This window comes from Pseudoalteromonas sp. S408 (genome assembly GCF_005886645.1).
Taxonomy (GTDB): domain Bacteria; phylum Pseudomonadota; class Gammaproteobacteria; order Enterobacterales; family Alteromonadaceae; genus Pseudoalteromonas.
The window spans coordinates 1-25,061 of the sequence record NZ_PNDY01000005.1 but is presented as its reverse complement, the minus strand read 5'-3'; the positions used below and the strand labels follow the sequence as shown (position 1 = coordinate 25,061).

Annotated in this window: 20 protein-coding genes and 1 tRNA gene; 15 read left to right on the top strand and 6 right to left on the bottom strand. The window is 43.0% G+C overall.

Features of this window, described 5'->3' with window-relative positions; genetic code table 11:
- The first annotated feature begins 11 nt into the window (after positions 1–11).
- Complete coding sequence (locus CWB62_RS05740) at positions 12–308, top strand: hypothetical protein (RefSeq protein ID WP_138527320.1); 297 nt, start codon at positions 12–14, stop codon at positions 306–308.
- 113 nt (positions 309–421) lie between these two features.
- On the opposite strand, the gene cysQ is transcribed toward CWB62_RS05740, so the two are convergent.
- Genes cysQ through cysG form a run of 6 tightly spaced genes read right to left on the bottom strand, consistent with a single transcriptional unit; the run spans position 422 to position 7,383 of the window.
- Positions 422–1,192 carry a 3'(2'),5'-bisphosphate nucleotidase CysQ gene (gene cysQ / locus CWB62_RS05735; RefSeq protein WP_058405985.1) on the bottom strand — a complete coding sequence of 257 codons (771 nt, stop codon included), beginning with the start codon at positions 1,190–1,192 and terminating at the stop codon, positions 422–424.
- 5 nt (positions 1,193–1,197) lie between these two features.
- Positions 1,198–1,794: an adenylyl-sulfate kinase gene (gene cysC, locus CWB62_RS05730; RefSeq protein ID WP_058551272.1), complete on the bottom strand. Its 597-nt coding sequence runs from the start codon at positions 1,792–1,794 to the stop codon at positions 1,198–1,200.
- A 33-nt stretch (positions 1,795–1,827) separates the two neighbouring features.
- Positions 1,828–3,552 carry an SLC13 family permease gene (locus tag CWB62_RS05725; RefSeq protein WP_138527319.1) on the bottom strand — a complete coding sequence of 575 codons (1,725 nt, stop codon included), beginning with the start codon at positions 3,550–3,552 and terminating at the stop codon, positions 1,828–1,830.
- Positions 3,553–3,583: 31 nt separating this feature from the next.
- Entirely contained in the window at positions 3,584–5,008 is a 1,425-nt protein-coding gene (gene cysN, locus CWB62_RS05720; protein WP_058405987.1) for a sulfate adenylyltransferase subunit CysN, read from the bottom strand.
- Positions 5,008–5,907 carry a sulfate adenylyltransferase subunit CysD gene (gene cysD, locus CWB62_RS05715; protein WP_006791269.1) on the bottom strand — a complete coding sequence of 300 codons (900 nt, stop codon included), beginning with the start codon at positions 5,905–5,907 and terminating at the stop codon, positions 5,008–5,010. Before cysD ends, cysN begins: the two co-directional genes overlap by 1 nt.
- A 51-nt stretch (positions 5,908–5,958) precedes the next feature.
- Complete coding sequence (gene cysG / locus CWB62_RS05710; RefSeq protein WP_138527318.1) at positions 5,959–7,383, bottom strand: siroheme synthase CysG; 1,425 nt, start codon at positions 7,381–7,383, stop codon at positions 5,959–5,961.
- Positions 7,384–7,661: 278 nt separating this feature from the next.
- On the opposite strand from cysG, the gene deoC reads away from it, so the two are divergent.
- The 14 genes from deoC (at position 7,662) to fusA (ending at position 24,978) form a co-directional block, all read left to right on the top strand.
- Positions 7,662–8,402 (top strand): deoxyribose-phosphate aldolase, encoded by a 741-nt coding sequence (gene deoC, locus CWB62_RS05705; RefSeq protein WP_138527317.1) that lies wholly within the window; start codon positions 7,662–7,664, stop codon positions 8,400–8,402.
- 13 nt (positions 8,403–8,415) lie between these two features.
- Complete coding sequence (locus CWB62_RS05700; protein WP_138527316.1) at positions 8,416–9,264, top strand: SPFH domain-containing protein; 849 nt, start codon at positions 8,416–8,418, stop codon at positions 9,262–9,264.
- 106 nt (positions 9,265–9,370) lie between these two features.
- Positions 9,371–9,447, top strand: a tRNA-Trp gene (locus tag CWB62_RS05695).
- Between the two features lie 132 nt (positions 9,448–9,579).
- A complete protein-coding gene (gene secE, locus CWB62_RS05690; RefSeq protein WP_058405990.1) occupies positions 9,580–9,957 on the top strand; it encodes a preprotein translocase subunit SecE in 378 nt (125 codons plus the stop codon).
- Positions 9,958–9,961: 4 nt separating this feature from the next.
- Positions 9,962–10,519, top strand: coding sequence for a transcription termination/antitermination protein NusG (nusG, locus tag CWB62_RS05685; protein WP_006791264.1), 558 nt, complete (start codon positions 9,962–9,964; stop codon positions 10,517–10,519).
- A 214-nt stretch (positions 10,520–10,733) separates the two neighbouring features.
- Positions 10,734–11,162, top strand: coding sequence for a 50S ribosomal protein L11 (rplK, locus tag CWB62_RS05680; protein ID WP_002958879.1), 429 nt, complete (start codon positions 10,734–10,736; stop codon positions 11,160–11,162).
- Between the two features lie 3 nt (positions 11,163–11,165).
- Positions 11,166–11,870, top strand: coding sequence for a 50S ribosomal protein L1 (gene rplA, locus CWB62_RS05675; protein WP_006791263.1), 705 nt, complete (start codon positions 11,166–11,168; stop codon positions 11,868–11,870).
- 322 nt (positions 11,871–12,192) lie between these two features.
- Positions 12,193–12,687 (top strand): 50S ribosomal protein L10, encoded by a 495-nt coding sequence (rplJ, locus tag CWB62_RS05670; RefSeq protein ID WP_054206867.1) that lies wholly within the window; start codon positions 12,193–12,195, stop codon positions 12,685–12,687.
- 73 nt (positions 12,688–12,760) lie between these two features.
- The gene (rplL, locus tag CWB62_RS05665; RefSeq protein ID WP_006791261.1) at positions 12,761–13,123 is read left to right on the top strand and encodes a 50S ribosomal protein L7/L12; all 363 of its coding nucleotides are present in this window, start codon (positions 12,761–12,763) and stop codon (positions 13,121–13,123) included.
- 270 nt (positions 13,124–13,393) lie between these two features.
- Positions 13,394–17,419, top strand: a complete 4,026-nt coding sequence (rpoB, locus tag CWB62_RS05660) for a DNA-directed RNA polymerase subunit beta (protein ID WP_058405991.1) — start codon at positions 13,394–13,396, stop codon at positions 17,417–17,419.
- 104 nt (positions 17,420–17,523) lie between these two features.
- Positions 17,524–21,699, top strand: coding sequence for a DNA-directed RNA polymerase subunit beta' (rpoC, locus tag CWB62_RS05655; protein ID WP_138527315.1), 4,176 nt, complete (start codon positions 17,524–17,526; stop codon positions 21,697–21,699).
- A 194-nt stretch (positions 21,700–21,893) separates the two neighbouring features.
- On the top strand, positions 21,894–22,268 hold the full coding sequence (rpsL, locus tag CWB62_RS05650; RefSeq protein WP_002958885.1) for a 30S ribosomal protein S12: 375 nt from the start codon (positions 21,894–21,896) through the stop codon (positions 22,266–22,268).
- A gap of 97 nt (positions 22,269–22,365) precedes the next feature.
- Positions 22,366–22,836 (top strand): 30S ribosomal protein S7, encoded by a 471-nt coding sequence (gene rpsG / locus CWB62_RS05645; RefSeq protein ID WP_004588211.1) that lies wholly within the window; start codon positions 22,366–22,368, stop codon positions 22,834–22,836.
- Between the two features lie 27 nt (positions 22,837–22,863).
- A complete protein-coding gene (gene fusA / locus CWB62_RS05640; protein ID WP_006791258.1) occupies positions 22,864–24,978 on the top strand; it encodes an elongation factor G in 2,115 nt (704 codons plus the stop codon).
- Positions 24,979–25,061 lie beyond the last annotated feature (83 nt).

The following is a 25,061-nucleotide window of genomic DNA, read 5'->3' as shown; positions in this document are numbered from 1 at the left end:
GAATTTAATAAATGGCACTTTTATCGATTTCAGTGGGCGTTGCGTTTTTTGCAGTTGCTATTATTTGGTTTGGGTTTAGCGCTATATTTGGCCAAATGGAAAATTCAGGTTTTGCATTTGGTTTTATATTAGGTGTGTTTCCTGCGTTTATTGGCTTGGTTTTAATAGTGCCTAGTACGCTTTACCGAACTGTTTTTGTATTTTCCCAAAAACCTGAGCAAACCCGAAAGGAAAAGGTTATTTTATCGCTTGGTTTGTTTATAACTTTGCTGTGCTTTAGTGCGCTTATTGAGTTAACTTTTACATAATAAATAACTTAAGCGTTACTAAGCATTTTACTTTATGCTCACTGAGCAACTTTCATAGTAAAAGCTATCACTTGCCTAGCTGACAACTGATAGCTAACCACTCAAAACTGCGCTTACTCTTCTATCGCACTCACCACAAAATACGGATTCAAGTATTCATCTTTGGTGTTGTAAATAAGTGGGCTGCCATCAAGCTTAGTCACTTTAGCACCGGCTATTTCAGCAACTGCATGGCCTGCACCTGTATCCCATTCACACGTTGGGCCTAGGCGCGGGTAAATATCGGCACTGCCTTCGGCCACTAAGCATAACTTTAGTGAGCTGCCTTTTGATACCATTTCAACGTCGTCAAAGCGTTTTACAAATTCAGCTAAATCGGGAGATGGGTGCGAGCGGCTACCTACAACGCGTATTAGCCCTTTATTAGGCTTAGTGGTTACTTTTAGCTCTATACGCTCATCGCCTTTGTCTTTAAAAGCGCCAATGGCGTCAGCAGCTAGGTACGATACGCCAAGTGCAGGGGCATCGACAACGGCGAGTACCGGTTTTCCGTTTTCGATTAGGGCTATGTTTACGGTAAATTCGCCGTTCTTTTTAATAAACTCTTTAGTGCCGTCGATTGGGTCTACTAGCCAGTAGCTTTTCCACGTTTGGCGAATAGCCCAGTTTATGTCGGCGTTTTCTTCACTAAGAATGGGTATGTCGGGCGTAAGCTGTAGTAGCCCCGCTACAATGATCTTATGAGCTGCTAAATCGGCGTCGGTTACTGGGCTTTCATCGGCTTTGTATTCAACGTTAAAGTCCTTTTCGTAAATCCCCATAATGGCTTTTCCTGCGGTGCGGGCAAGGATGAGGGTTTCTTCTAGCAGTTCGGTTTGGTTCATTGGGGTTAACCTATTATATGCGTTTGTTTTAGATACGTTATCAGTTGGGCAACCGATTGGTCTAGGGTGTTTTTACTTGTATCTAAAATTATTTCAGGTTGGGTGGGGACTTCGTAGTTTGAGTCGATCCCAGTAAAGTGTTTTATTTCACCTGCGCGTGCTTTTTTGTATAGCCCTTTTGGATCGCGGCTTTCACATACATCAAGTGGGGTATCTATAAATACTTCAATAAACTCACCGTCGTCTACTAAGTTACGCACCATGTCGCGTTCAGCTCTAAAAGGCGATATAAACGCAGTAAGCACTAATAAACCTGCATCGGTCATTAGTTTTGCGGTTTCGCCTACGCGGCGAATGTTTTCTATGCGGTCTTCGTCGCTAAAGCCTAGGTCTTTGCATAAACCGTGGCGTACGTTGTCGCCATCGAGCAGGTAAGTGTGTACACCTTGCTGATTAAGCGCCGCTTCGAGTGCGTTGGCTACGGTGCTTTTACCTGAGCCTGAAAAACCGGTAAACCATAAAATAGCCGGCTTATGTTTTTTTTGCTCGCTACGTTGTGCTTTAGTGGTTGCGTAGTTATGCCAAACTATATTTTCATCCATAGTGATGTGTCTCTTATGCTGTTTGCGCCAGTATTAAAACGGAAATACTAGCGGGATCAGGGTTAATACCGTGATTGAATAAATAATAGAAAGGGGCAAGCCCATAACAATGTAATCTTTTAAACGATAATTACCCGCGCTATACACCATTAAATTTGTTTGATACCCAAATGGTGATATAAAACTTGCCGATGCGCCAAAAGCAACCGCCATAATAAAGGGGAGCGGGTCTACATTAAAGCCAACGGCAAGTGAATACGCAACCGGAAACGACAACGCAGCGGCGGCATTATTGGTAATCAGTTCGGTAAATAGTACGGTCATTAAAAATATGGCTATAAATGCGCCGTAAGGGCCAAAGTCGCCAAGCACCATAAATAGCGCACTCGATATTTGCCCAGCAAGCCCTGTGCCTATCATTAATTTTGCAAGGCCAATGGCGCTACCTACTACAACAAGTAACTCAAGCGGAAAGCGACGTTTTATTTCGTTAAGTTTTATGGTGCCGCTGAGCATTAAGCCAATAAGTAATACCAATAAGCCTTTGACTAACGGCACGACCCCAAAAATACTTAAACCCAGTACACCGACAAAGCTGAGCAATACAATGTTAGATTGTTTGGGTGCAAGGTGGGTTTGTAAATCAAGGCCTGAAATATACACAAACTCGCGCTTTAAATTAGGCAGGCTGTAAAAGTTTTTACCGGGTGCCAAAATGAGTGAATCGCCGGCTTGTAATTGCACTTGGCCAAGGCCGCCTTGAAGGCGGTCGTGCCCACGGCGAATAGCAATAACAGCGGCGTGAAACTGCTCGCGAAAACGGATTTCTTTTACTGTTTTGCCTATAAATTTAGACGACTGGCTTACGACCACTTCAACTAAATGTTCGATGTCTTTTTCATGATTGTCGTGCACTACTTTTAAACCATCAAAACGGGTTAATAGCGGCACCGACTTTATATCCCCCACAAACAATAGTACGTCGTTTTGTTGGATAATTTGCTGAGGCGTTACTGCGCATATACGTTCGTTATTCCGAATTATTTCAGCGAGGAACAAGTCTTTTAAATCGCGTAGGCCGTTTTCTTCTACTGTGCGGCCTATTAATTTAGAGCCTGTTTGTATTTTACCTTCAAGGTAAAAAGGAACGACTTCTTGATCGCTTTTGCCGTTGTCGGGTAAGTATTTAAGCATGACCAAAATAGTAATAAGGCCAACACTAAGCGCCCCCAAACCTACCAAGGTAAAGTCGAAAAAGCCCAAAGGCTGCATGCCGGCATCTACCGCAAAACCGTTAACTATTAGGTTTGTTGAAGTACCAATTAGGGTAATGGTGCCGCCTAAAATAGCCGTGTACGACAGCGGTAATAATAGCTTTGAGGGTGAATGATTGGGGTTATCTTTTATTGCACTAATAAGCGAGGCAACAACTGCCGTGTTATTAGTAAACGACGATAAAAATGCGCTGGAAAGCCCCAGCTTTGTTACCGACTTAACTAAGCTACCTTTAGATAACGACATGGATAGCTTTTGAATTAATGTGGTTTTTTCGATTGCAATCGACACTAATACCAATAGTACTAATGTAATAAGTGACGGATTTGCGTAATTAACGAGCATGCTTTCTAGGTCAATTAGCCCCGCTAAGTAGCTGGTGCCAATGGCGCTTACAAATAACCATGCTGGATTAATGCGGGTGCCAAAAAGGCACCCGACTAAGGTAAGCATTATGCCTGTTAAAACGAGCTGCTCTACCATGCTTTATTATTCCTAACAGACATTAATAAACTTACAGTTTTGAAATATCAAGCGCTTGCCAATGCGGGAAGTGCTTGCGTACTAAGCTATTAAACTCAACTTCAAAGTCACTAAACTCGCCTTTGCTTTGCTCGCTTTGCAGTACGTGTTCAATCATACCTGCTGCAACCGTTAGGTTAGACAAACGATCGATTAGAATGAATGAGCCTGTTTCGTGGTTATTGTGGTACTCGTCGGCCAAAATAGTTTCGGTTAGTTCAAGTGTTACAATTGCTATTTCGTTTAGCTGCAGTGAATCGGCTGTGCCGTGTTCAAGCGTGTTCACATCGATGGTGTGATCAATCTTTTTAACTACCGCTGACGTGTTTTTACTGCCTAGTTTTAGGTTGTAGTTTTTACCTAACACTAATGGCGACTCATGCATCCATACAATTTTAGCTTGAAGCTGATTAGTAACGGCGGCGGTTGAGCTTGCCGGTACGATTACGTCGCCGCGGCTAATATCTATTTCGCTATTTAGCGTGATAGTAATTGCTTGGCCTGCTTCTGCTGTGTCTAGGTTGCCATTAAAGGTGACAATTTCTTTAATGCTTGAAGTTTTACCTGACGGTAATACTTTTACAGCGTCGCCTACTTGTAGTTTGCCCGATGCTAATGTGCCCTGAAAACCACGAAAGTTTAGGTTAGGGCGTATTACATATTGCACAGGTAAACGTGCTTCAAAACCAGTATCGGTCTCGGCTGCTGGTGAGTCTTCTAAAAGCTCAAGCAGTGGCTTGTCGGTGTAGTAAGGTGTATGCGCAGAACGCGTTACTACGTTATCGCCTTTAAGCGCCGACATAGGTACAAACTTAATGTTTGATACGTTTAGCTGTTCGGCAAATTTAAGGTAATCGGCTTTAATGCGTTCATATACGGTTTCGTCAAAATCAACAATATCCATTTTGTTAATGGCTACAACAAACTGTTTAATACCTAGCGAGTCACAAATAAAGCTATGGCGCTTGGTTTGTACTTGCACGCCGTAACGCGCATCAACCAAAATAATGGCAACATCGCTTGTTGATGCACCCGTTACCATGTTGCGTGTGTATTGCTCATGGCCAGGGGTGTCGGCAATAATAAATTTACGTTTAGCCGTTGAAAAATAGCGGTACGCTACGTCAATGGTAATGCCTTGTTCGCGTTCAGCTTGAAGGCCATCTACGAGTAGCGCAAGGTCAAGATCTTCACCTGCATTACCTACTTTTTCGTTGTCTTTGTGAAGAGCAGCTAACTGATCTTCATAAATTTGGTGGCTGTCGTGTAACAGGCGGCCAATCAGTGTTGATTTACCGTCGTCTACGCTGCCACAGGTAAGCATACGTAATAAGCTTTTGTCTTGTTGGCGTGCTAGGTAGGCGTCTATGCCTATTTCTTTTACTTCGTTAAATGTATCGTTATTTTGGCTAGACATTAGAAATACCCCTCACGTTTTTTCTTCTCCATTGAGCCTGCTGAGTCATGGTCAATCACACGGCCTTCGCGTTCTGATGACGTAGATAGCAGCATTTCTTCAATAATTTCGGTTAATGTACTGGCTGTAGATTCAACGGCACCGGTTAGTGGGTAACAGCCTAAAGTACGAAAACGGACCGATTTCATTTGTGGTACTTCGCCTTCTTCAAGTGGCATGCGTTCGTCATCAACCATAATGAGTGTGCCGTCACGTTCAACTACTGGGCGCTCTTTAGCTAAGTAAAGTGGTACCATTTCGATGTTTTCTTGATAAATGTATTGCCAAATATCAAGCTCAGTCCAGTTAGAAAGTGGGAATACACGAATGCTTTCGCCAGGGTTTACTTGGCTGTTGTAGGTGTTCCAAAGCTCTGGACGCTGGTTTTTTGGATCCCAACGGTGGTGTTTGTCGCGGAACGAGTACACACGTTCTTTTGCACGCGATTTTTCTTCATCACGGCGTGCGCCACCAAAGGCGGCATCAAAACCGTATTTATTAAGTGCTTGCTTTAACCCTTGGGTTTTCATTATGTCGGTATGTTTACCCGAGCCATGAGTAAAGGGGCCAACGCCCATTGCTAAGCCTTCTGGGTTTTTGTGTACCAGTAGATCAAAGTCGTACTCTTTTGCTATTCGGTCGCGAAATTCAATCATTTCACGAAACTTCCAGTCGGTGTCTACGTGTAATAACGGAAACGGAATTTTTGCAGGGTAAAACGCTTTACGCGCTAAATGCAAAAGTACCGACGAGTCTTTACCAATTGAGTAAAGCATTACTGGGTTCTCAAACTCAGCGGCGACTTCGCGCATGATTTTGATACTTTCAGCTTCAAGTTGCTGAAGATGAGTTAAAGCCATTGTTAGTCGTCCTACTAAAATGATTAAAAGTTATAAAGTTAAATTTGGTTACTAATTTGCTATATCGGTTAACGGTTGCGCATAGCTACTTGTTTGGTTGTTTTGCCCAAACCATGCAAGTTGCGAGTGCAAGGCGGCTACTTCACCAATAATAAGTAATGCTGGCGATACAATGCTGTTGCGTTCAATTAAATCGGCAAGGTCATCTAATTGGCCTGTTACTACACGTTGATTTTTGCGCGTACCATTTTCGATTACGGCAACTGGCGTGTCGGCTTTACGGCCATGTTGCAATAGCTCAGCTTGAATGTGCGGTGACTTAATAACGCCCATGTATATAGCAAGCGTTTGATTTGGCTTAGCGAGCGATTGCCAATCAAGTTCTTGGCCGTCTTTTTTACAATGCCCAGTTACAAATTGAATAGCCTGAGCATGATCGCGATGCGTAAGCGGAATACCTGCATACGCGCTACACCCTGCTGCAGCTGTAATTCCCGGTACTATTTGGTAATTTACGTTGTTGGCAGCCAATACTTGAACTTCTTCACCGCCGCGGCCATAAATAAAGGGATCGCCCCCTTTAATTCGGCACACTTTTTTACCTTGTTTAGCGAGGTCAACCAACATTTGGTTAGTATCTTCTTGAACAACACTGTGATCGCCTAAGCGTTTACCTACACAAATTAGGTCGGCATCACGGCGAACCAGCTCCATAATTTCGTCAGACACTAAAAAGTCATATACAACGACATCGGCCTGTTGCATAAGTTGAAGCGCTTTAAGGGTTAAAAGTTCTGGGTCGCCAGGGCCGGCACCTACCACATAAACTTCGCCTTCGGGCTCGGCTTTTGCATCTAGCATTTGTTCAAGTTGTTGCTCTGCGCCTTGGGTGTCGCCGGTTTGTACTTTACTTACAACCGATGAGTCGAACACGCCTTCCCAAAATTGGCGGCGGTCTGAAAAGTGCTTAAAGCGCTGTTTTACTTTATCTCTAAAGCCACCCACCAGTGTGGCAAGTGGGCCAATATGTTGTGGTATTAATGTTTCTAACTTTTCGCGTAAACGGCGTGCCAGTACAGGAGCTGTGCCTGCACTCGAAATCGCAATTGTAATAGGGTTACGGTCAACAATTGAAGGGAATATAAATGTGCATTTAGGTTGGTCATCAACCACGTTTACAAACACATTGCGTGCATTGGCAAGCTCAAACACTGTGTTGTTCACTTCGTCTCGGTCGGTTGCAGCAATAACCAGCATTTTTCCGTTTAGGTGCGACTCGTCAAAGTAAGCATCTATTAGGGTGACTTCGTTGTGTTGTGCATGTTCTTTTAACTCGTCACAAAACCAAGGTGCCACCAAGGTGACATCTGCACGGGCTTTTAAAAACGCGCGGCACTTGCGTAATGCGACCTCTCCACCGCCAACAACCAATACAGGTTTGTTGTCGAGTTTGGTAAAGATAGGTAAATATTGCACGTTTGTAACACCCCTAAACAATTTTATAAAAACGCTCTAATCTGTTGCGAAGAATATAGCGGCTATGTGTAAGTAAAAAATAATTAAAACCAAGTTGATATAACCAAAAGTTATATTGGGTGGCGGTTTTAAGCCTAAGGCTGAGTTAACAAGGGATTGCGACCAGTTACAAGTAAAATAATAAGCTTAGAGTGTTTGGTTATGAGCTATAGCGAGTTTTTTTTAATTTGTTAATATAAAGCATATTAATTTGACCCAAGTAGGGCAAGGGAGTTCGTATGACAAAACAACAAGACGCATTACTCGCGGCAAAGCTTATGGATTTAACTAGCTTAAACACCTGCGACACTACAAAAGACATTCAAACTTTGATCAATAGCATTAGGCCAACATTAGGCACACCGGCGGCAGTATGTGTATATAGCGATTTTGTTGACGATGCAAAAATAGCGCTTGCTGCACGAGAGCTTAGCCACGTTAAAGTCGCAACGGTGACTAACTTTCCGACAGGTGATGCCCCATTAAGCGATGTAATTAACGAAACTCTCATAGCCATTGAACGCGGTGCCGATGAAATCGACCTTGTTATCCCCTATAAAAAATTAACTGCAGGGGATACGCAAACCGCGCTTAACTACGTAATTGAAAGTAAAAAAGCATGCGGTACCAAAGCTCAGCTAAAAGTAATTATAGAAAGCGGTGAGCTAAAAACTGAGGCGTTGATTGCCCAAGCGACCGAACTGGCCATTAAAGGCGGTGCTGATTTTGTAAAAACCAGTACCGGCAAAGTCGCTATAAATGCGACGCTTGAGTCAACTAAGGTGATGTTAACCACCATTAAAAATTCAGGCAAGCGAGTGGGTTTTAAAGCGGCAGGTGGTGTTAAAACGGTGGCTGATGCCAGTGAATATTTAGCACTAGCCCGTTCAATAATGAGCGATGACTACCTACAAGCCAGCACATTTAGGTTTGGTGCTTCAAGCCTATTAAGCGATGTATATAAAGAATTAGAAAAATAATAAAGGATAAATAATGAGAACAAGAAATTCAGGGATGCAAAGTTTGGTTAATAATTTAATTAAAGGTGCCTTTGTTGTCGGTGTAATTGGATTTGGTTTAACCGCGTGTACTAACCCGAGTACTCCCGCAGGCGAAGAAGGTTATGTTTACGAAAAACCACGGGTATTTGGCGAAGGTGGTTACCAAGGTACCATGATAGGGCCTGCTAATTATGGTATGTCACTGTTGCGTAATGAAGTGGTGAACATAGATATGCGGCCTAATACGTACACCGAAACATTTAGAATATTAGCTAATGATGATTTGAACATTAAATTTGATTTTCACGCTGTTATTGCCATTCAAAGTGGCTCAGTGCAAACCGTTGTTGAACAATATGGTGCAGAAAATTGGTACAAACGTTTTGTGCGTGAAACGTTTAGAACTTACGTAAGAGATACCGTGCAAAAGTACGACAGTGGTGAACTTAAAACAAACCGCGAAAAAATAGCACTAGAGGTCACACTGCGTTTGCAAAATTATTTATCAACCACCCCCTTTAAGCTTGCCAATGTGGTTGTAGGTAATATTAACTATCCTGACATTGTTGCTAATGCGGTTGAGAAAAAGCTTGCTGCGCAACAATTGCTCGCCGAAAAAGAAACACAAAAAGAAATTGCGCGAAAAGATGCAGAAATACGCGTCGAAGAAGCGAAGGGGATTGCGCAGGCACAAAAAATTATTAACGCTACGCTTACGGCTAATTATTTACAACATGAAGCCATAAATGCGCAAATAAAAATGGCAGAGTCGCCAAACCATACAACGGTTTATATTCCTGTGGGTAATAATGGCGTGCCACTCGTTAAAGGGGCTAATTAAGCCTTTTTATTATTAAGGACTTAATTGTTTATCGAGATTTTGCATTGCGTGTATCTTTTAGGCTTGTGTAAATGATTTGCGTAAGTATAATAGGCATCCACTTTGCAGGGGCGTAGTTCCAATTGGTAGAACAGCGGTCTCCAAAACCGACGGTTGGGAGTTCGAATCTCTCCGCCCCTGCCACTTTACTCACTAATATGAGTAAGTCTGGGGTTAAAAATCGGTTTAAATAAGTCTGTTTTTAAGTTTAGATTTTAATGGATTAACCCTGCCGACGCGTAGGGTTGTTGTGTCTGTAGTTAAGGTAATAATATTATGAGCACGAATGTAGAAACACCATCAAGTGGGATGGAGTCAGTAAAGTGGTTAGTAGCAATCGCGCTACTTGCAGGCGCAGTTGTTGGTAACCATGTGTATGCAGATCAGTCTGTATTACTACGTGCTATCGGCGTTGTGGTTGCAATAGCGGCCGGATTAGCCATTGCCTCACAAACTTTTAAGGGACGTACCTTCCTTGCTTTTGCTAAAGAAGCTCGTATTGAAGTACGCAAAGTTATTTGGCCAACGCGTCAAGAAACTACCCACACGACATTAATTGTAATGGTTGCAACCGTGATTATGGCACTTATCCTTTGGGGATTAGATGGCATTTTATTCCGCGCTGTTGGCTTTTTAACTGGATTGGAGATCTGATCCCATGTCGGATGAGAACAAAGAAATTAAATTACGTTGGTACGTAGTACAAGCATTTTCTGGTTATGAAAAGCGTGTAGCTCAAACGTTAACTGAACACATTAAAATTGAAGGTCTTGAAGAGAGCTTTGGTGAAATATTAGTACCAACTGAAGAAGTTGTTGAGATGCGCGCTGGCCAAAAGCGTAAATCTGAGCGTAAATTCTTCCCAGGTTACGTATTAGTACAAATGGATATGAATGACGCTAGCTGGCACTTAGTGAACAGCACAGAGCGTGTAATGGGCTTCATTGGTGGTACATCTGACCGTCCAGCGCCAATTAGCTCTAAAGAAGCTGACCGTATTCTTAACCGTTTACAAGAAAATGCTGAAGCACCTAAACCTGCTACATTATTTGAACCAGGTGAAGTTGTTCGTGTTACTGATGGCCCATTTGCCGACTTTAGTGGTGTGGTTGAAGAAGTTGACTACGAAAAAAGCCGCGTAAAAGTATCTGTACTTATTTTTGGTCGTTCTACGCCAGTTGAACTTGAGTTTGGTCAAGTTGAACAAGATAAGTAATTGATTAAAAAAGCTTCGCTAGAGTTTTTATAAATTTTGGCACGAAGCTTGAAAAAGGCCGCTGATTAACTTATAATCAGCGGCCTTTTTGTATTAAGGTAAAAATTTATTTTTACTATACAAAAAGTACGAAACCAATTTTTAAACTGGGAAGCCGTTAGAGTACGCGTCCTCGCGCGCACAAGGCTAAGACCCACCAAATGAGGTATTTATAATGGCTAAAAAAGTTGAAGCTCTAATCAAGCTACAAGTTGCCGCTGGTATGGCTAACCCTAGTCCTCCAGTAGGTCCTGCACTAGGTCAACACGGTGTAAACATCATGGAATTCTGTAAAGCGTTCAACGCACGTACAGAATCTATCGAAAAAGGCGCTCCAGTTCCTGTAGTGATCTCTGTTTACGGTGACCGTTCATTTACGTTCGACATGAAAACGCCACCTGCTGCTTACTTACTTAAGAAAGCTGCTGGTATCAAGTCAGGCTCAGGCCGTCCTAACACTGATAAAGTAGGCACAGTAACTCGTGCTCAACTTGAAGAGATTGTTGAGACAAAACGAACTGACCTTACAGCTGCCGATATGGACGCAGCGGTTCGCACTATCGCAGGTTCTGCGCGTGCGATGGGCTTGAACGTAGAGGACTAAGAAATGGCTAAATTAACTAAACGTATGCGTACTATCCGCGAAAAAGTGGAAGTAACTAAAGATTACGAAATCAATGAAGCAGTTGCTCTTTTAAAAGAGTTAGCAACAGCTAAATTCGTAGAAAGTGTTGACGTTGCTGTTAACCTTGGTATCGATGCTCGTAAATCTGATCAAAACGTTCGTGGTGCAACTGTACTACCTAACGGTACTGGTCGTGACGTTCGCGTTGCAGTATTCACACAAGGCGCTAACGCAGAAGCTGCGAAAGAAGCCGGTGCTGAATTAGTTGGTATGGAAGATCTTGCTGAGCTAGTTAAAAAAGGCGAGATGGATTTTGACGTTGTTGTTGCATCTCCAGACGCTATGCGTGTTGTTGGTCAACTAGGTCAAATTTTAGGTCCACGTGGTCTAATGCCAAACCCTAAAACTGGTACTGTAACACCTAACGTTGCAGAAGCAGTTAAAAATGCGAAAGCTGGTCAAGTGCGTTACCGCAATGACAAAAATGGTATCATCCACACTACTATTGGTAAGGTTGATTTCACAGCTGAGCAACTTCAACAAAACCTTGAAGCTCTAATTGTTGCACTTAAGAAGGCTAAACCTTCTCAAGCTAAAGGTGTTTACTTGAAAAAAGTAACTATCTCTACAACAATGGGCGCAGGTGTTTCTGTTGACCAAGCTACTTTAAACACAGTAGTTGCTTAATTTAGTGTTTACATGGCACGAAATTTGTACTATAATTTCGCGCCATTTTGTTGATTAATTTATTAATTAGCAAAGTAAAGAATTCGGGTTGAAGTCCATAATTTCGGTGCGCCTTTGGCAAAGCGATAAATTGGGCTTCCGTCCAAGACCGTAGGCGGCTTAGGCCTTAATTTTACCTACGTAGACGGTGTAGACCCCAGATAGATTTTTCCTAATCCTTCTGGCTCTCGCCGTAAAAAGCATCTCTACCTTTGTTTGGTAGGGAAGAGTAGAACAGGGGAAACCGATTGTCGGTAACCCCATTAAACCAGGAGTAACACCCATGGCTTTAAATCTTCAAGGCAAAAAAGCAATAGTTGCTGAAGTCAACGAAGCAGCCAATGGTGCTCTATCTGCAGTTGTTGCAGATTCTCGTGGTGTAACAGTTGGCGCAATCACTGCCCTTCGTAAAGAAGCTCGTGAAGCTGGTGTATGGATGAAAGTTGTTCGTAACACTTTAGCAAAACGTGCTCTTGAAGGAACAGATTTTGAGTGTCTTTCTGATTCATTTGTTGGTCCAAGCTTAATCGCTTTCTCATCAGAGCACCCTGGTGCTGCTGCGCGTATCTTTTCAGATTTCGCGAAAAAGAATGAGAAATTTGAGCTTAAAACGGCCGCTTTTGAAGGTAACGTAGTAGATGCAGCTATGCTTGCAACTCTACCTACATACGACGAAGCTGTTGCACGCTTAATGAGTGCTATGAAAGAAGCGTCTGCTGGCAAATTGTGTAAAACAATTGAAGCAGTACGTGTACAGAAAGAAGAGCAAGCTGCTTAATTTTAAGTTGTTTAATCCTTTCGGTGTAAAATTTATTTGGACCTAGAGTCCGTTAATTATTAGGAAATTTGTAATGTCTGTATCTAAAGACCAAATCCTTGACGCAATTGCTGAAATGTCAGTAATGGACGTTGTTGCTCTTGTTGAAGCAATGGAAGAAAAATTCGGCGTAACTGCTGCAGCTGCTATGGTAGCAGGTCCTGCTGCTGAAGCTGCTGAAGAGAAAACAGAATTTGACGTAATCCTTACTGGCGCTGGCGCTAACAAGGTTGCTGCAATCAAAGCTGTTCGTAGCGCTACAGGCCTTGGCCTTAAAGAAGCTAAAGCACTTGTTGAAGCTGCTCCTACACCTGTTAAAGAAGGTGTATCTAAAGAAGAAGCTGAAGCACTTGCAAAAGACCTTACTGAAGCTGGTGCTGAAGTTGAGGTTAAGTAATTTAGCTTACGCTAAGTTCGCTGCCTGAGAAATCAGGCAAGGGCTGGTGATTATTTAATCACCGGCCTTTTTGCGCTATGGAGTGATGCACTCTTATAGCGCAAATAAAATCTAATTATTTCTTTACTTTCAACGCTTTATAGTTTGCTAGTGTTGAGAAGGGATTTAATTAGAACAACAATAAAATGTTGTAAATCTTGGCATAGCTGCCAGTTAAGTCTGTTCTTACAAGAACAGGTCGGGTCAAAGATCAGCAAGCTGAGGAACCCCATGGCTTACTCTTATTCTGAAAAGAAACGTATCCGTAAGGATTTTGGTAAACGTCCACAAGTTTTGGATATACCTTTTTTACTGTCTACACAGTTAGAATCGTTTAAAAAATTCTTAGTGCCGGACGCTGATGGCGATCATGGTTTGGAAGCTGCCTTCCGTTCTGTGTTCCCTATAAAAAGCTACTCGGGAAATTCTGAGCTTCAATACGTAAGTTACCGTATTGGTGAGCCAGTTTTCGATGTAAAAGAATGTCAAATTCGCGGTGTGACTTATTCTGCTCCACTTCGCGTGAAACTGCGTCTTGTTGTTATGGACAAAGAAGCTCCAGGCACAGTTAAAGACATTAAAGAGCAAGAAGTTTACATGGGCGAAATTCCGCTCATGACCGATACCGGTACCTTTGTAATCAATGGTACAGAGCGTGTTATCGTTTCTCAGCTACACCGTAGCCCTGGTGTATTCTTTGATAACGACCGCGGTAAAACTCATTCATCAGGTAAAGTATTATATAACGCACGCGTTATTCCTTACCGTGGTTCATGGTTAGACTTCGAATTTGATGCAAAAGATAACTTATATGTACGTATTGACCGTCGTCGTAAATTACCGGCGTCTATCATATTACGTGCACTTGAGTACTCTAGTGAAGAAATCCTAGATATCTTCTTCGATACAACTGCGTTTGAAGTAGCTGACGGTAAAGTTCTTATGGAACTTGTACCTTCGCGTTTACGTGGTGAAACTGCCGCTTTTGATATCAAAGGCGAAGACGGTGAAGTACTTGTTGAAAGTGGGCGTCGTGTTACGGCTCGTCACATCAAGAGTATCGAGAAAAAAGGCATTACTCAGTTAGAAGTACCTCATGAGTACATCATTGGCCGTATTATTTCTAAAAACTACGTTGATGAATCAACGGGTGAAGTTATTGCAAATGCGAATGATGAATTAACTCTTGAGCTTATGGCTGAATTAGTTAAAGCCGGTCACACTACCATTGATACATTGTATATTAATGAAGTGGACAGCGGTGCTTACATGTCAAATACATTGAACATTGACTCTTCAAGCAACCGTTTAGAAGCACTAGTAGAAATTTATCGCATGATGCGCCCAGGCGAGCCACCGACGAAAGACGCGGCTGAAGCCTTATTCCAAAACTTGTTCTTCTCTGAAGAACGTTACGACCTTTCAACTGTTGGTCGTATGAAGTTTAATAGCCGTGTTGGTTACGATTCTGACACAGGCCCAGGCACATTAAGCAAAGAAGACATCGTGTCTGTTATGAAGGTATTAATTGCTATTCGTAACGGTCAAGGCGATGTTGATGATATCGACCACTTAGGCAACCGTCGTATACGTAGTGTTGGCGAAATGGCTGAGAACCAATTCCGTGTTGGTCTAGTACGTGTAGAACGTGCTGTACGTGAGCGTTTAAGCTTAGGTGACCTTGACGCGATAATGCCACAAGATCTTATTAACGCTAAGCCTATTTCGGCAGCGGTTAAAGAGTTCTTCGGCTCGTCTCAGTTATCACAGTTTATGGACCAAAATAACCCGCTATCAGAAGTTACGCATAAACGTCGTATTTCTGCATTAGGTCCGGGCGGTCTAACTCGTGAGCGCGCTGGCTTTGAAGTACGTGACGTTCACGTAACTCACTACGGTCGCGTATGTCCAATCGAGACGCCAGAGGGTCCAAACATCGGTCTAATTAACTCATTGTCTACGTACGCACGTACAAATGACTATGGTTTCTTAGAAACACCTTACCGTAAAGTGGTAGACGGTGTAGTAACTGATGAAGTTGATTACTTATCAGCCATTGAAGAAGGTCAGTTTGTTATCGCACAGGCGAACTCAAACTTAACTGAAACCAATGAGTTTGTAGATGAACTTATTCCATGTCGTCACAAAGGTGAATCAACCTTTATGGGTCGCATGGACCAGCAATATATGGATGTATCACCACAACAGGTGATCTCTGTAGCAGCAGCACTTATCCCGTTCCTAGAACACGATGATGCTAACCGCGCATTGATGGGTTCAAACATGCAACGTCAAGCAGTACCAACATTGAAAGCGGATAAACCGTTAGTAGGTACAGGTATTGAGTTAACACTAGCGAAAGACTCTGGTGTAACGATTGTTGCAAAACGTGGTGGTGAAGTAATGTATGCCGATGCGAGTCGCATCGTTGTAAACGTACATGAAGAAGAACGCATCCCTGGTGAAGCGGGCATCGACATCTACAACTTAACCAAATACACACGTTCTAACCAAAATACATGTATTAACCAAAAACCAACGTGCATGGTTGGTGAACCGGTTACTCGTGGTGACGTGTTAGCAGATGGTCCTTCGACTGACTTAGGTGACTTAGCCCTTGGTCAAAATCTTCGCGTGGCATTTATGCCATGGAACGGTTACAACTTCGAGGATTCAATCTTACTATCAGAGCGCGTAGTTGAAGAAGATCGTCTTACGACTATCCACATTCAAGAACTACAGTGTGTTGCCCGTGATACTAAATTAGGTCCAGAAGAGATCACTGCAGATATCCCGAATGTGGGTGAATCTGCACTAGGCAAGCTTGATGAATCAGGCGTTGTTTATATTGGTGCTGAAGTTAAAGGCGGCGATATCCTAGTAGGTAAAGTGACTCCGAAAGGCGAAACACAGCTTACACCTGAAGAGAAGCTACTGCGTGCTATCTTCGGCGAAAAAGCATCTGACGTTAAAGACAGCTCTTTACGTGTACCAAATTCTGTAACTGGTACCGTAATTGACGTGCAAGTTTTCACCCGTGATGGTGTTGAAAAAGATAAGCGTGCGTTAGAAGTTGAAGACATGCAGCTTCGCGAAGCGAAGAAAGACTTCAACGAAGAGTTCCGTATTCTTGAAGCTGGCGTTTTAGAACGCGCTCGCAAGCTACTTGTAGCTGCTGGCTTTGATGAAAACAACTTAGTGTCATTAAATGCTGAAAAACTATTAACTCAAAGCCTTGCTGAAGAAGATAAGCAAGCTGAACTTGAGCAACTAGCTGCACAGTACGATGAACTTAAAGCTGAATACGATAAGAAGTTTGAAAACAAACGTCGTAAAATTACTCAAGGTGATGACTTAGCACCAGGCGTACTTAAAATTGTTAAAGTATACCTAGCTGTTAAACGTCGTATCCAACCGGGTGATAAGATGGCGGGTCGTCATGGTAACAAAGGTGTTATCTCGACTATCGTACCAGTAGAAGATATGCCATACGATGACAAAGGTCGTACGGTAGATATCGTACTAAATCCACTAGGTGTACCATCGCGTATGAACATCGGTCAGATCCTTGAAACACATATGGGTCTTGCTGCACGTGGTATCGGTGAGCGTTTAGAAGAAATGATGAAAGAGCAACGTGAGCTTCATGAGCTACGTGAATTCATCAAGCAAGCTTACGAAATTGGTGAATCTCGCCAAGTTGTAGACATTGCAAGTTTCTCTGATGACGAAATTCGTCGCCTAGCTGAAAACTTAAAAGGTGGTTTACCAATCGCTACTCCTGCATTTGATGGCGCTAAAGAAAGCGAAATCAAAGACATGCTAGAGCTTGGTGGATACCCTAGAAGTGGTCAGGTTACACTTTATGATGGCCGTACTGGCGATCAGTTTGAACGTCAAGTAACCGTTGGTTACATGTACATGCTTAAACTTAACCACTTGGTTGATGATAAGATGCACGCGCGTTCTACTGGTTCTTACAGCCTTGTTACTCAGCAGCCGCTGGGTGGTAAAGCACAGTTCGGTGGCCAGCGTTTTGGTGAGATGGAAGTATGGGCGCTTGAAGCTTACGGTGCTGCTTACACTCTACAAGAAATGCTAACAGTGAAGTCGGATGACGTGAATGGTCGTACTAAGATGTATAAAAACATCGTTGATGGTAACCACAAGATGGAACCAGGTATGCCAGAATCGTTCAACGTATTGTTGAAAGAAATCCGCTCACTGGGTATCAACATCGAGTTGGAAGAAAATTAAGCCAATTAGATGCTGCAGTTAACGCTGCAGCATCTGTTACGGCTGAATAGAATGTAGGGACGAGATTACCCGTCCTCAAGATTAACTCCGACAGGAGAGCTAAGGTGAAAGACTTACTTAAGTTTCTGAAGCAACAAAATAAGACCGAAGAATTCGATGCAATTCGCATTGGTCTTGCTTCACCAGACATGGTTCGTTCATGGTCATACGGTGAAGTAAAGAAACCTGAGACTATTAACTACCGTACTTTCAAGCCTGAGCGCGATGGCTTATTCTGTGCCCGTATTTTCGGCCCAGTGAAAGATTATGAGTGTTTATGTGGTAAATATAAACGCCTTAAACACCGTGGTGTGATCTGTGAGAAGTGTGGCGTTGAAGTTACACTGACCAAAGTGCGTCGTGATCGTATGGGTCATATTGACCTTGCGAGCCCAGTAGCACATATATGGTTTTTAAAATCATTACCGTCACGTATCGGCTTAATGCTAGATATGACGCTTCGTGATATTGAACGTGTTCTTTACTTCGAATCATTCGTAGTAACTGAGCCAGGTATGACAACGCTTGAGCGTGGTCAGTTACTAGGTGAAGAAGAATACCTAGATGCATTAGAAGAGCACGGTGATGAGTTTGAAGCGAAGATGGGTGCTGAAGCAGTTTTAGACTTGCTTCGTGAACTTGATCTTGGCCAATTAATTGCTGAGATGCGTGAAGAGTTACCAACAATTAACTCTGAAACTAAGCGTAAAAAAATCACTAAACGTCTTAAGTTAATGGAATCGTTCCACCAATCAGGTAATAACCCTGAGTGGATGATCATGACAGTACTTCCAGTATTGCCACCTGATCTACGCCCATTAGTACCACTAGACGGTGGTCGTTTTGCAACATCTGATCTAAATGACCTTTACCGTCGTGTTATTAACCGTAATAACCGTCTTAAGCGTCTATTAGATTTAGCTGCACCAGATATTATCGTACGCAACGAAAAACGTATGTTACAAGAAGCGGTAGATGCGCTACTTGATAACGGTCGTCGTGGTCGTGCAATTACAGGTTCTAACAAGCGTCCGCTTAAATCTCTTGCTGATATGATCAAGGGGAAGCAAGGTCGTTTCCGTCAGAACTTACTTGGTAAGCGTGTAGATTACTCTGGCCGTTCTGTAATCACAGTAGGTCCTACGCTTAAGCTTCACCAATGTGGTCTTCCTAAGAAGATGGCACTTGAGTTATTCAAACCGTTTATCTATGGCAAATTAGAGCGTCGCGGCATGGCTACGACAATTAAAGCTGCTAAGAAAATGGTAGAGCGTGAAGTTGCGGAAGTATGGGATGTATTAGACGAAGTAATTCGTGAACATCCAGTATTACTTAACCGTGCACCAACACTTCACCGTTTGGGTATCCAAGCGTTTGAGCCTGTGCTTATTGAAGGTAAAGCGATTCATTTGCATCCATTAGTATGTGCGGCGTACAACGCCGATTTCGATGGTGACCAAATGGCGGTACACGTACCGTTAACAATCGAAGCACAGCTTGAAGCACGTGCATTGATGATGTCTACAAACAACATTCTATCTCCTGCGAATGGTGAGCCAATCATCGTTCCTTCACAGGATGTTGTATTGGGTCTTTACTACATGACCCGTGATTGCATCAACGCAAAAGGCGAAGGCGCAATATTTAAAGATCCTAAAGAAGCAGAAAAGGCATACCGCAGTGGTAATGCAGACCTTCACGCTATTGTGAAAGTACGTATTAGCCAGTCAGTTGCTAACGAACACGGTGTAGTAGAAGATACTACAACGGTCATCGAAACAACCGTAGGTCGTGCAATTCTGTCTCTAATTTTACCAACTGGTATGCCGTTTGAGTCAATCAACCAGCCACTAGGTAAAAAGCAGATTTCTAGCTTGTTGAATGAATGTTACCGTCGCTTAGGCCTTAAAGACACCGTTGTGTTTGCTGACCAAGTTATGTACACCGGTTTCCATTACGCAATGAAGTCTGGTGTATCTATCGGTATCGATGACTTAGTTATCCCACCGGTTAAAGCGCAGATCATTGAATCAGCGGAAGCTGAAGTAACTGAAATCAACCAACAATTCCAATCAGGTCTTGTAACGGCTGGTGAGAAGTACAACAAAGTTATCGATATCTGGTCACGTGTAAATGAAAACTTATCACGTGAGATGATGGCTAACTTGTCGAAAGACACCGTTATCAACGCGAAAGGTGAAGAAGTAGAGCAACCGTCATTTAACTCAGTGTTTATGATGGCAGACTCAGGTGCTCGTGGTAGTGCCGCTCAGATCCGTCAGCTAGCAGGTATGCGTGGTCTAATGGCACGTCCAGATGGTTCAATCATCGAGACACCAATCACGGCTAACTTCCGTGAAGGTCTAAACGTACTTCAGTACTTCATCTCAACGCACGGTGCGCGTAAAGGTCTAGCCGATACAGCACTGAAAACTGCGAACTCGGGTTACCTAACGCGTCGTTTAGTAGACGTTGCGCAAGATTTGGTAATCAACGAAGACGACTGTGGCACAGAAGATGGCTTAACAATGAAACCGCTTATTGAAGGTGGTGATGTTGTAGAAGCACTTCGTGAACGTGTTCTTGGTCGTGTTGTTGCTGAAGATATCGTTATTCCAGGTACTAACACAGTGCTTGTAGAACGTAATATCATGCTTGACGAAAAACTGTGTGACCTTTTAGAAGAGCACTCAGTAGATGAAGTTCGCGTGCGCTCAGTTATTACATGTGATAACGACTTTGGTGTATGTGCTAAGTGTTATGGTCGTGACCTTGCACGTGGTCATATCATCAACGCGGGTGAATCTGTAGGTGTTATCGCGGCGCAGTCAATCGGTGAGCCGGGTACACAGCTTACGATGCGTACCTTCCACATCGGTGGTGCAGCATCAAGAGCGTCAGCTGAAAATAATGTACAAGTTAAAACTAACGGTACATTAAAACTTCACAATGCTAAGTATGTGTTAAACACAGACGGTAAGATTGTTATTACTTCTCGTTCAACGGAAATCACTATCATCGATAGTCATGGCCGTGAGAAAGAGCGTTATAAAGTACCTTACGGTGCGGTATTAACAGTGCAAGACAATGCTGAAGTTCAAGGTAACGACATTGTTGCTACTTGGGACCCGCATAGTCACCCAATCGTTCTTGAGCACAAATCGAAAGTATCGTTCAGCGATATCGATGACTCAAATACAGAGACACAAACCGATGAACTAACCGGTTTAACTCGTATTGTTGTTAAAGACCTTGCTAAAGCCAATGCTAAAGAACCTAAGCTTATCATCGAAAGTGAAGAGCGCGGTCTGCAAGAAACACGTTTACCTTCATTCACTACTATTGAAGTGACAGATGGTGCGACTGCAAACCCTGGTGACGTGTTAGCACGTATTCCACAAGAAGGTTCGAAAACTCGTGATATCACGGGTGGTCTACCACGCGTAGCCGACTTATTTGAAGCGCGTAAACCTAAAGAGCCAGCTATCTTAGCTGAGATCACAGGTACTATTAGCTTCGGTAAAGAAACTAAAGGTAAGAAGCGTTTAGTTATTACTCCACCAGAAGGCGATCATTACGAAGAAATGATTCCTAAGTGGCGTCAACTTAACGTGTTTGAAGGTGAGCAAGTGTCTAAAGGTGAAGTAATCGCCGATGGTCCTGAATCACCACATGACATCTTACGCTTACGTGGTGTGACTCATGTTGCTAACTACATCGTTAACGAAGTGCAAGAGGTTTACCGTTTGCAAGGCGTTAAGATCAATGACAAGCACATTGAAACAATTATCCGTCAGATGATTCGTAAATGTACAATTATACACGGTGGTGATACTGAGTTCTTAGCGGGTGAGCAAATTGAAGTAGCTCGCGTTAATATCGCTAATCGTGACCTTGAAAAACAAGGTAAAATCCCAGCGAAGTTTGAAATACAACTTATGGGTATCACGAAAGCATCACTAGCGACAGAATCTTTCATCTCTGCAGCGTCTTTCCAAGAAACAACACGTGTTCTTACAGATGCAGCAGTGAATGGTAAGAGCGATGAGCTTCGCGGTCTGAAAGAAAACGTAATTGTGGGTCGTTTGATCCCAGCCGGTACCGGTTTTGCGTATCATCAAGATCGTATGGCTCGCCGTAAACAAAGCAAAGAAGTAGTAGAAGAGCAAACAGTAAGCGCTGAAGAGGCAACTCAAGCACTAACTGATGCACTAAATGCTGATTTGTCTGGAAATCAATAAACTGTTCTTAATCAATGCATTAAGAGATCGTAAGGCAGTTAAGTGCTGTCTTACGATTAGTTTAGGTTGACAGGTTAAACTTTGCTCATTAAAATTCCGCCACCCATTTACTTGTGTGCTAATTGCAGGCAAGTAATAAAGGGCGGATTTTTTTATTTTTTTCAGTAGTAATTTTAATTTCAGGAGCTATTTAAATGGCAACTATTAACCAGCTAGTGCGTAAGCCACGCCGTAGCAAGGTTACGAAAAGTAACTCAGCTGCACTAAAAGCGTGTCCGCAAAAGCGCGGTGTATGTACTCGTGTATATACAACTACACCTAAGAAACCAAACTCAGCGTTACGTAAAGTAGCTCGTGTACGTTTAACTAACGGTTTCGAAGTAACATCTTACATCGGTGGTGAAGGTCATAACCTTCAAGAGCACAGTGTAATCCTAATCCGTGGTGGTCGTGTTAAAGATTTACCAGGTGTGCGTTTTCACACTGTACGTGGTGCACTTGACTGTGCAGGCGTTAGCGACCGTCGTCAAGCTCGTTCTAAATACGGTGCAAAACGCCCTAAAGGGTAATTGTATTCCGTTAGTAAGGCCAAGCACTAAATATCATTAATTATTGTTTTGGGTGATTGACTCGAAAGAGCAAACCTGAATAAACCGGAGATACAAAATGCCTAGAAGACGCGTAATAGGTCAACGTAAAATTCTTCCAGATCCTAAGTTCGGATCGGAACTTCTTGCTAAATTCGTTAACATCGTAATGTTAGACGGCAAGAAATCTACTGCTGAAAAAATTGTTTATGGTGCGCTAGACGTGGCTGCTGAGAAATCAGGCAAGTCGCACCTAGAAATCTTTGAATCTGCACTTGATAACATCCGTCCACAGGTTGAGGTTAAATCTCGCCGTGTTGGTGGTTCAACTTATCAAGTACCAGTTGAAGTACGTCCAGTTCGTCGCAACGCATTAGGTATGCGTTGGTTAGTAGACGCTGCACGTAAGCGTGGCGAAAAATCTATGGGCTTACGTTTAGCTCAAGAAATCGTTGACGCTGCTGATAATAAAGGCACTGCGGTTAAGAAACGTGAAGACGTTCACCGTATGGCTGAAGCGAATAAAGCATTCGCTCATTACCGTTGGTAATCTGTCCTTAACCTTTAAGAGGATCATATGGCACGTACAACTCCACTTGAGCGCTACCGTAATATCGGCATAGTAGCTCACGTAGATGCAGGCAAAACCACCACAACAGAACGTGTTCTGTTCTACACAGGTCTTTCTCATAAGATCGGTGAAGTACATGATGGCGCTGCAACTATGGACTGGATGGAGCAGGAACAAGAGCGTGGCATCACAATCACTTCTGCTGCAACAACGTGTTTTTGGAAAGGGATGGACGCTCAATTTGACGCCCATCGTATCAATATTATTGATACTCCAGGACACGTAGATTTCACTATCGAAGTAGAGCGTTCTTTACGTGTACTTGATGGTGCGGTAGTTGTGCTTTGTGCTTCTTCTGGTGTACAGCCGCAAACTGAAACAGTTTGGCGTCAAGCGAACAAATACGAAGTTCCGAGAATGATCTTCGTAAATAAAATGGATCGCACGGGCGCTGACTTTTTAGCTGTTGTTAGCCAGGTGAAATCTCGTCTTGGAGCAACGCCTGTTCCAATTCAGTTGCCAGTAGGCGCTGAGGACGACTTTAAAGGTGTTATTGACCTTATAAAAATGAAAGTGATTAACTGGAACGAAGCGGACCAGGGTATGACTTTCACATATGAGGCAATACCGGCAGATCTTCTTGAGTCAGCTGAAGAATGGCGCTCTCATTTAGTTGAAAGCGCTGCTGAAGCCTCAGAAGAACTAATGGACAAATACTTAGAAGGTGAAGAGTTAAGTGAAGCAGAAATTAAAAATGCTTTACGCCAACGCACATTAGCCAATGAGATTGTTCCAGTAACTTGTGGAAGCGCATTTAAAAACAAAGGTGTTCAAGCTGTGCTTGACGGCGTTGTTGAATACATGCCTTCACCAGAACAAGTTAAACAAATCCAAGGTATCTTAGAAGATGGTACCGAAGAGGAACGTCCAGCTGATGATAAAGCGCCGTTTGCTGCACTTGCATTTAAAATTGCAACAGACCCGTTTGTTGGTACTTTAACCTTTTTCCGCGTTTACTCTGGTACTGTTAAACAGGGTGACGCGGTATACAACCCAGTTAAAAGTAAGCGTGAGCGACTTGGCCGTATCGTACAGATGCATTCAAACTCTCGTGAAGAGATCAAAGAAGTCTACGCAGGCGACATCGCGGCGGCTATTGGTCTTAAAGACGTTACAACAGGTGAGACGCTGTGTGCTCCGAATTCAATTATTACGCTTGAGCGTATGGAATTCCCAGAACCAGTTATCTCTGTTGCGGTTGAGCCTCGCACAATCGCTGACCAGGATAAGATGGGTATCGCGCTAGGTAAACTAGCGGCTGAAGATCCGTCTTTCCGCGTACAAACCGACGAAGAATCAGGCCAGACAATTATTTCTGGTATGGGTGAACTTCACCTAGATATTATCGTCGACCGTATGAAACGTGAATTCAGTGTTGAATGTAACGTTGGTAAGCCGCAGGTTTCATACCGTGAAGCTATTCGTTCAACTGTTGAAGTTGAAGGAAAGTTCATTCGTCAATCAGGTGGTCGTGGTCAATATGGTCACGTTTGGTTGAAGCTTGAACCGATGGATATTTCGGATGATGATTCTCCAATTTACGAATTCGTTAACGAAACCGTAGGTGGATCAGTTCCTAAGGAATACATCCCAGCGGTAGACAAAGGTATCCAAGAGCAAATGTCTCAAGGTGTACTGGCAGGCTATCCTTTACTTGGCGTTAAAGCGACTTTATATGATGGTTCATTCCATGATGTAGATTCGAATGAAATGGCATTTAAAATTGCAGGTTCATTAGCTATGAGAGACGGTGCGCTTAAAGCAAATCCGGTTCTTTTAGAACCACTAATGAAGGTTGAGGTAATCACTCCTGACTCAAACATGGGTGATGTAGTTGGCGACTTAAACCGTCGTCGCGGCATGATCGAGGGCATGGAAGATGCACTTGGTGGACTTAAGCAAATAAATGCACAGGTTCCACTGTCTGAAATGTTCGGTTATGCGACTGCTTTACGATCTGCAACTCAAGGTCGTGCTTCTTACTCTATGGAGTTTTTGAAGTACGCTGAAGCCTCTAAGCAGGTTGCAGATACAATAATTTCAGCTCGCGCTGTAATATGATTTTAGCTTGTCTGGCTCAATAGTGAGTCAGGCTTTAATTTCTTAATTAGGAATTTTTTAAGATGGCAAAAGAAAAGTTTGAA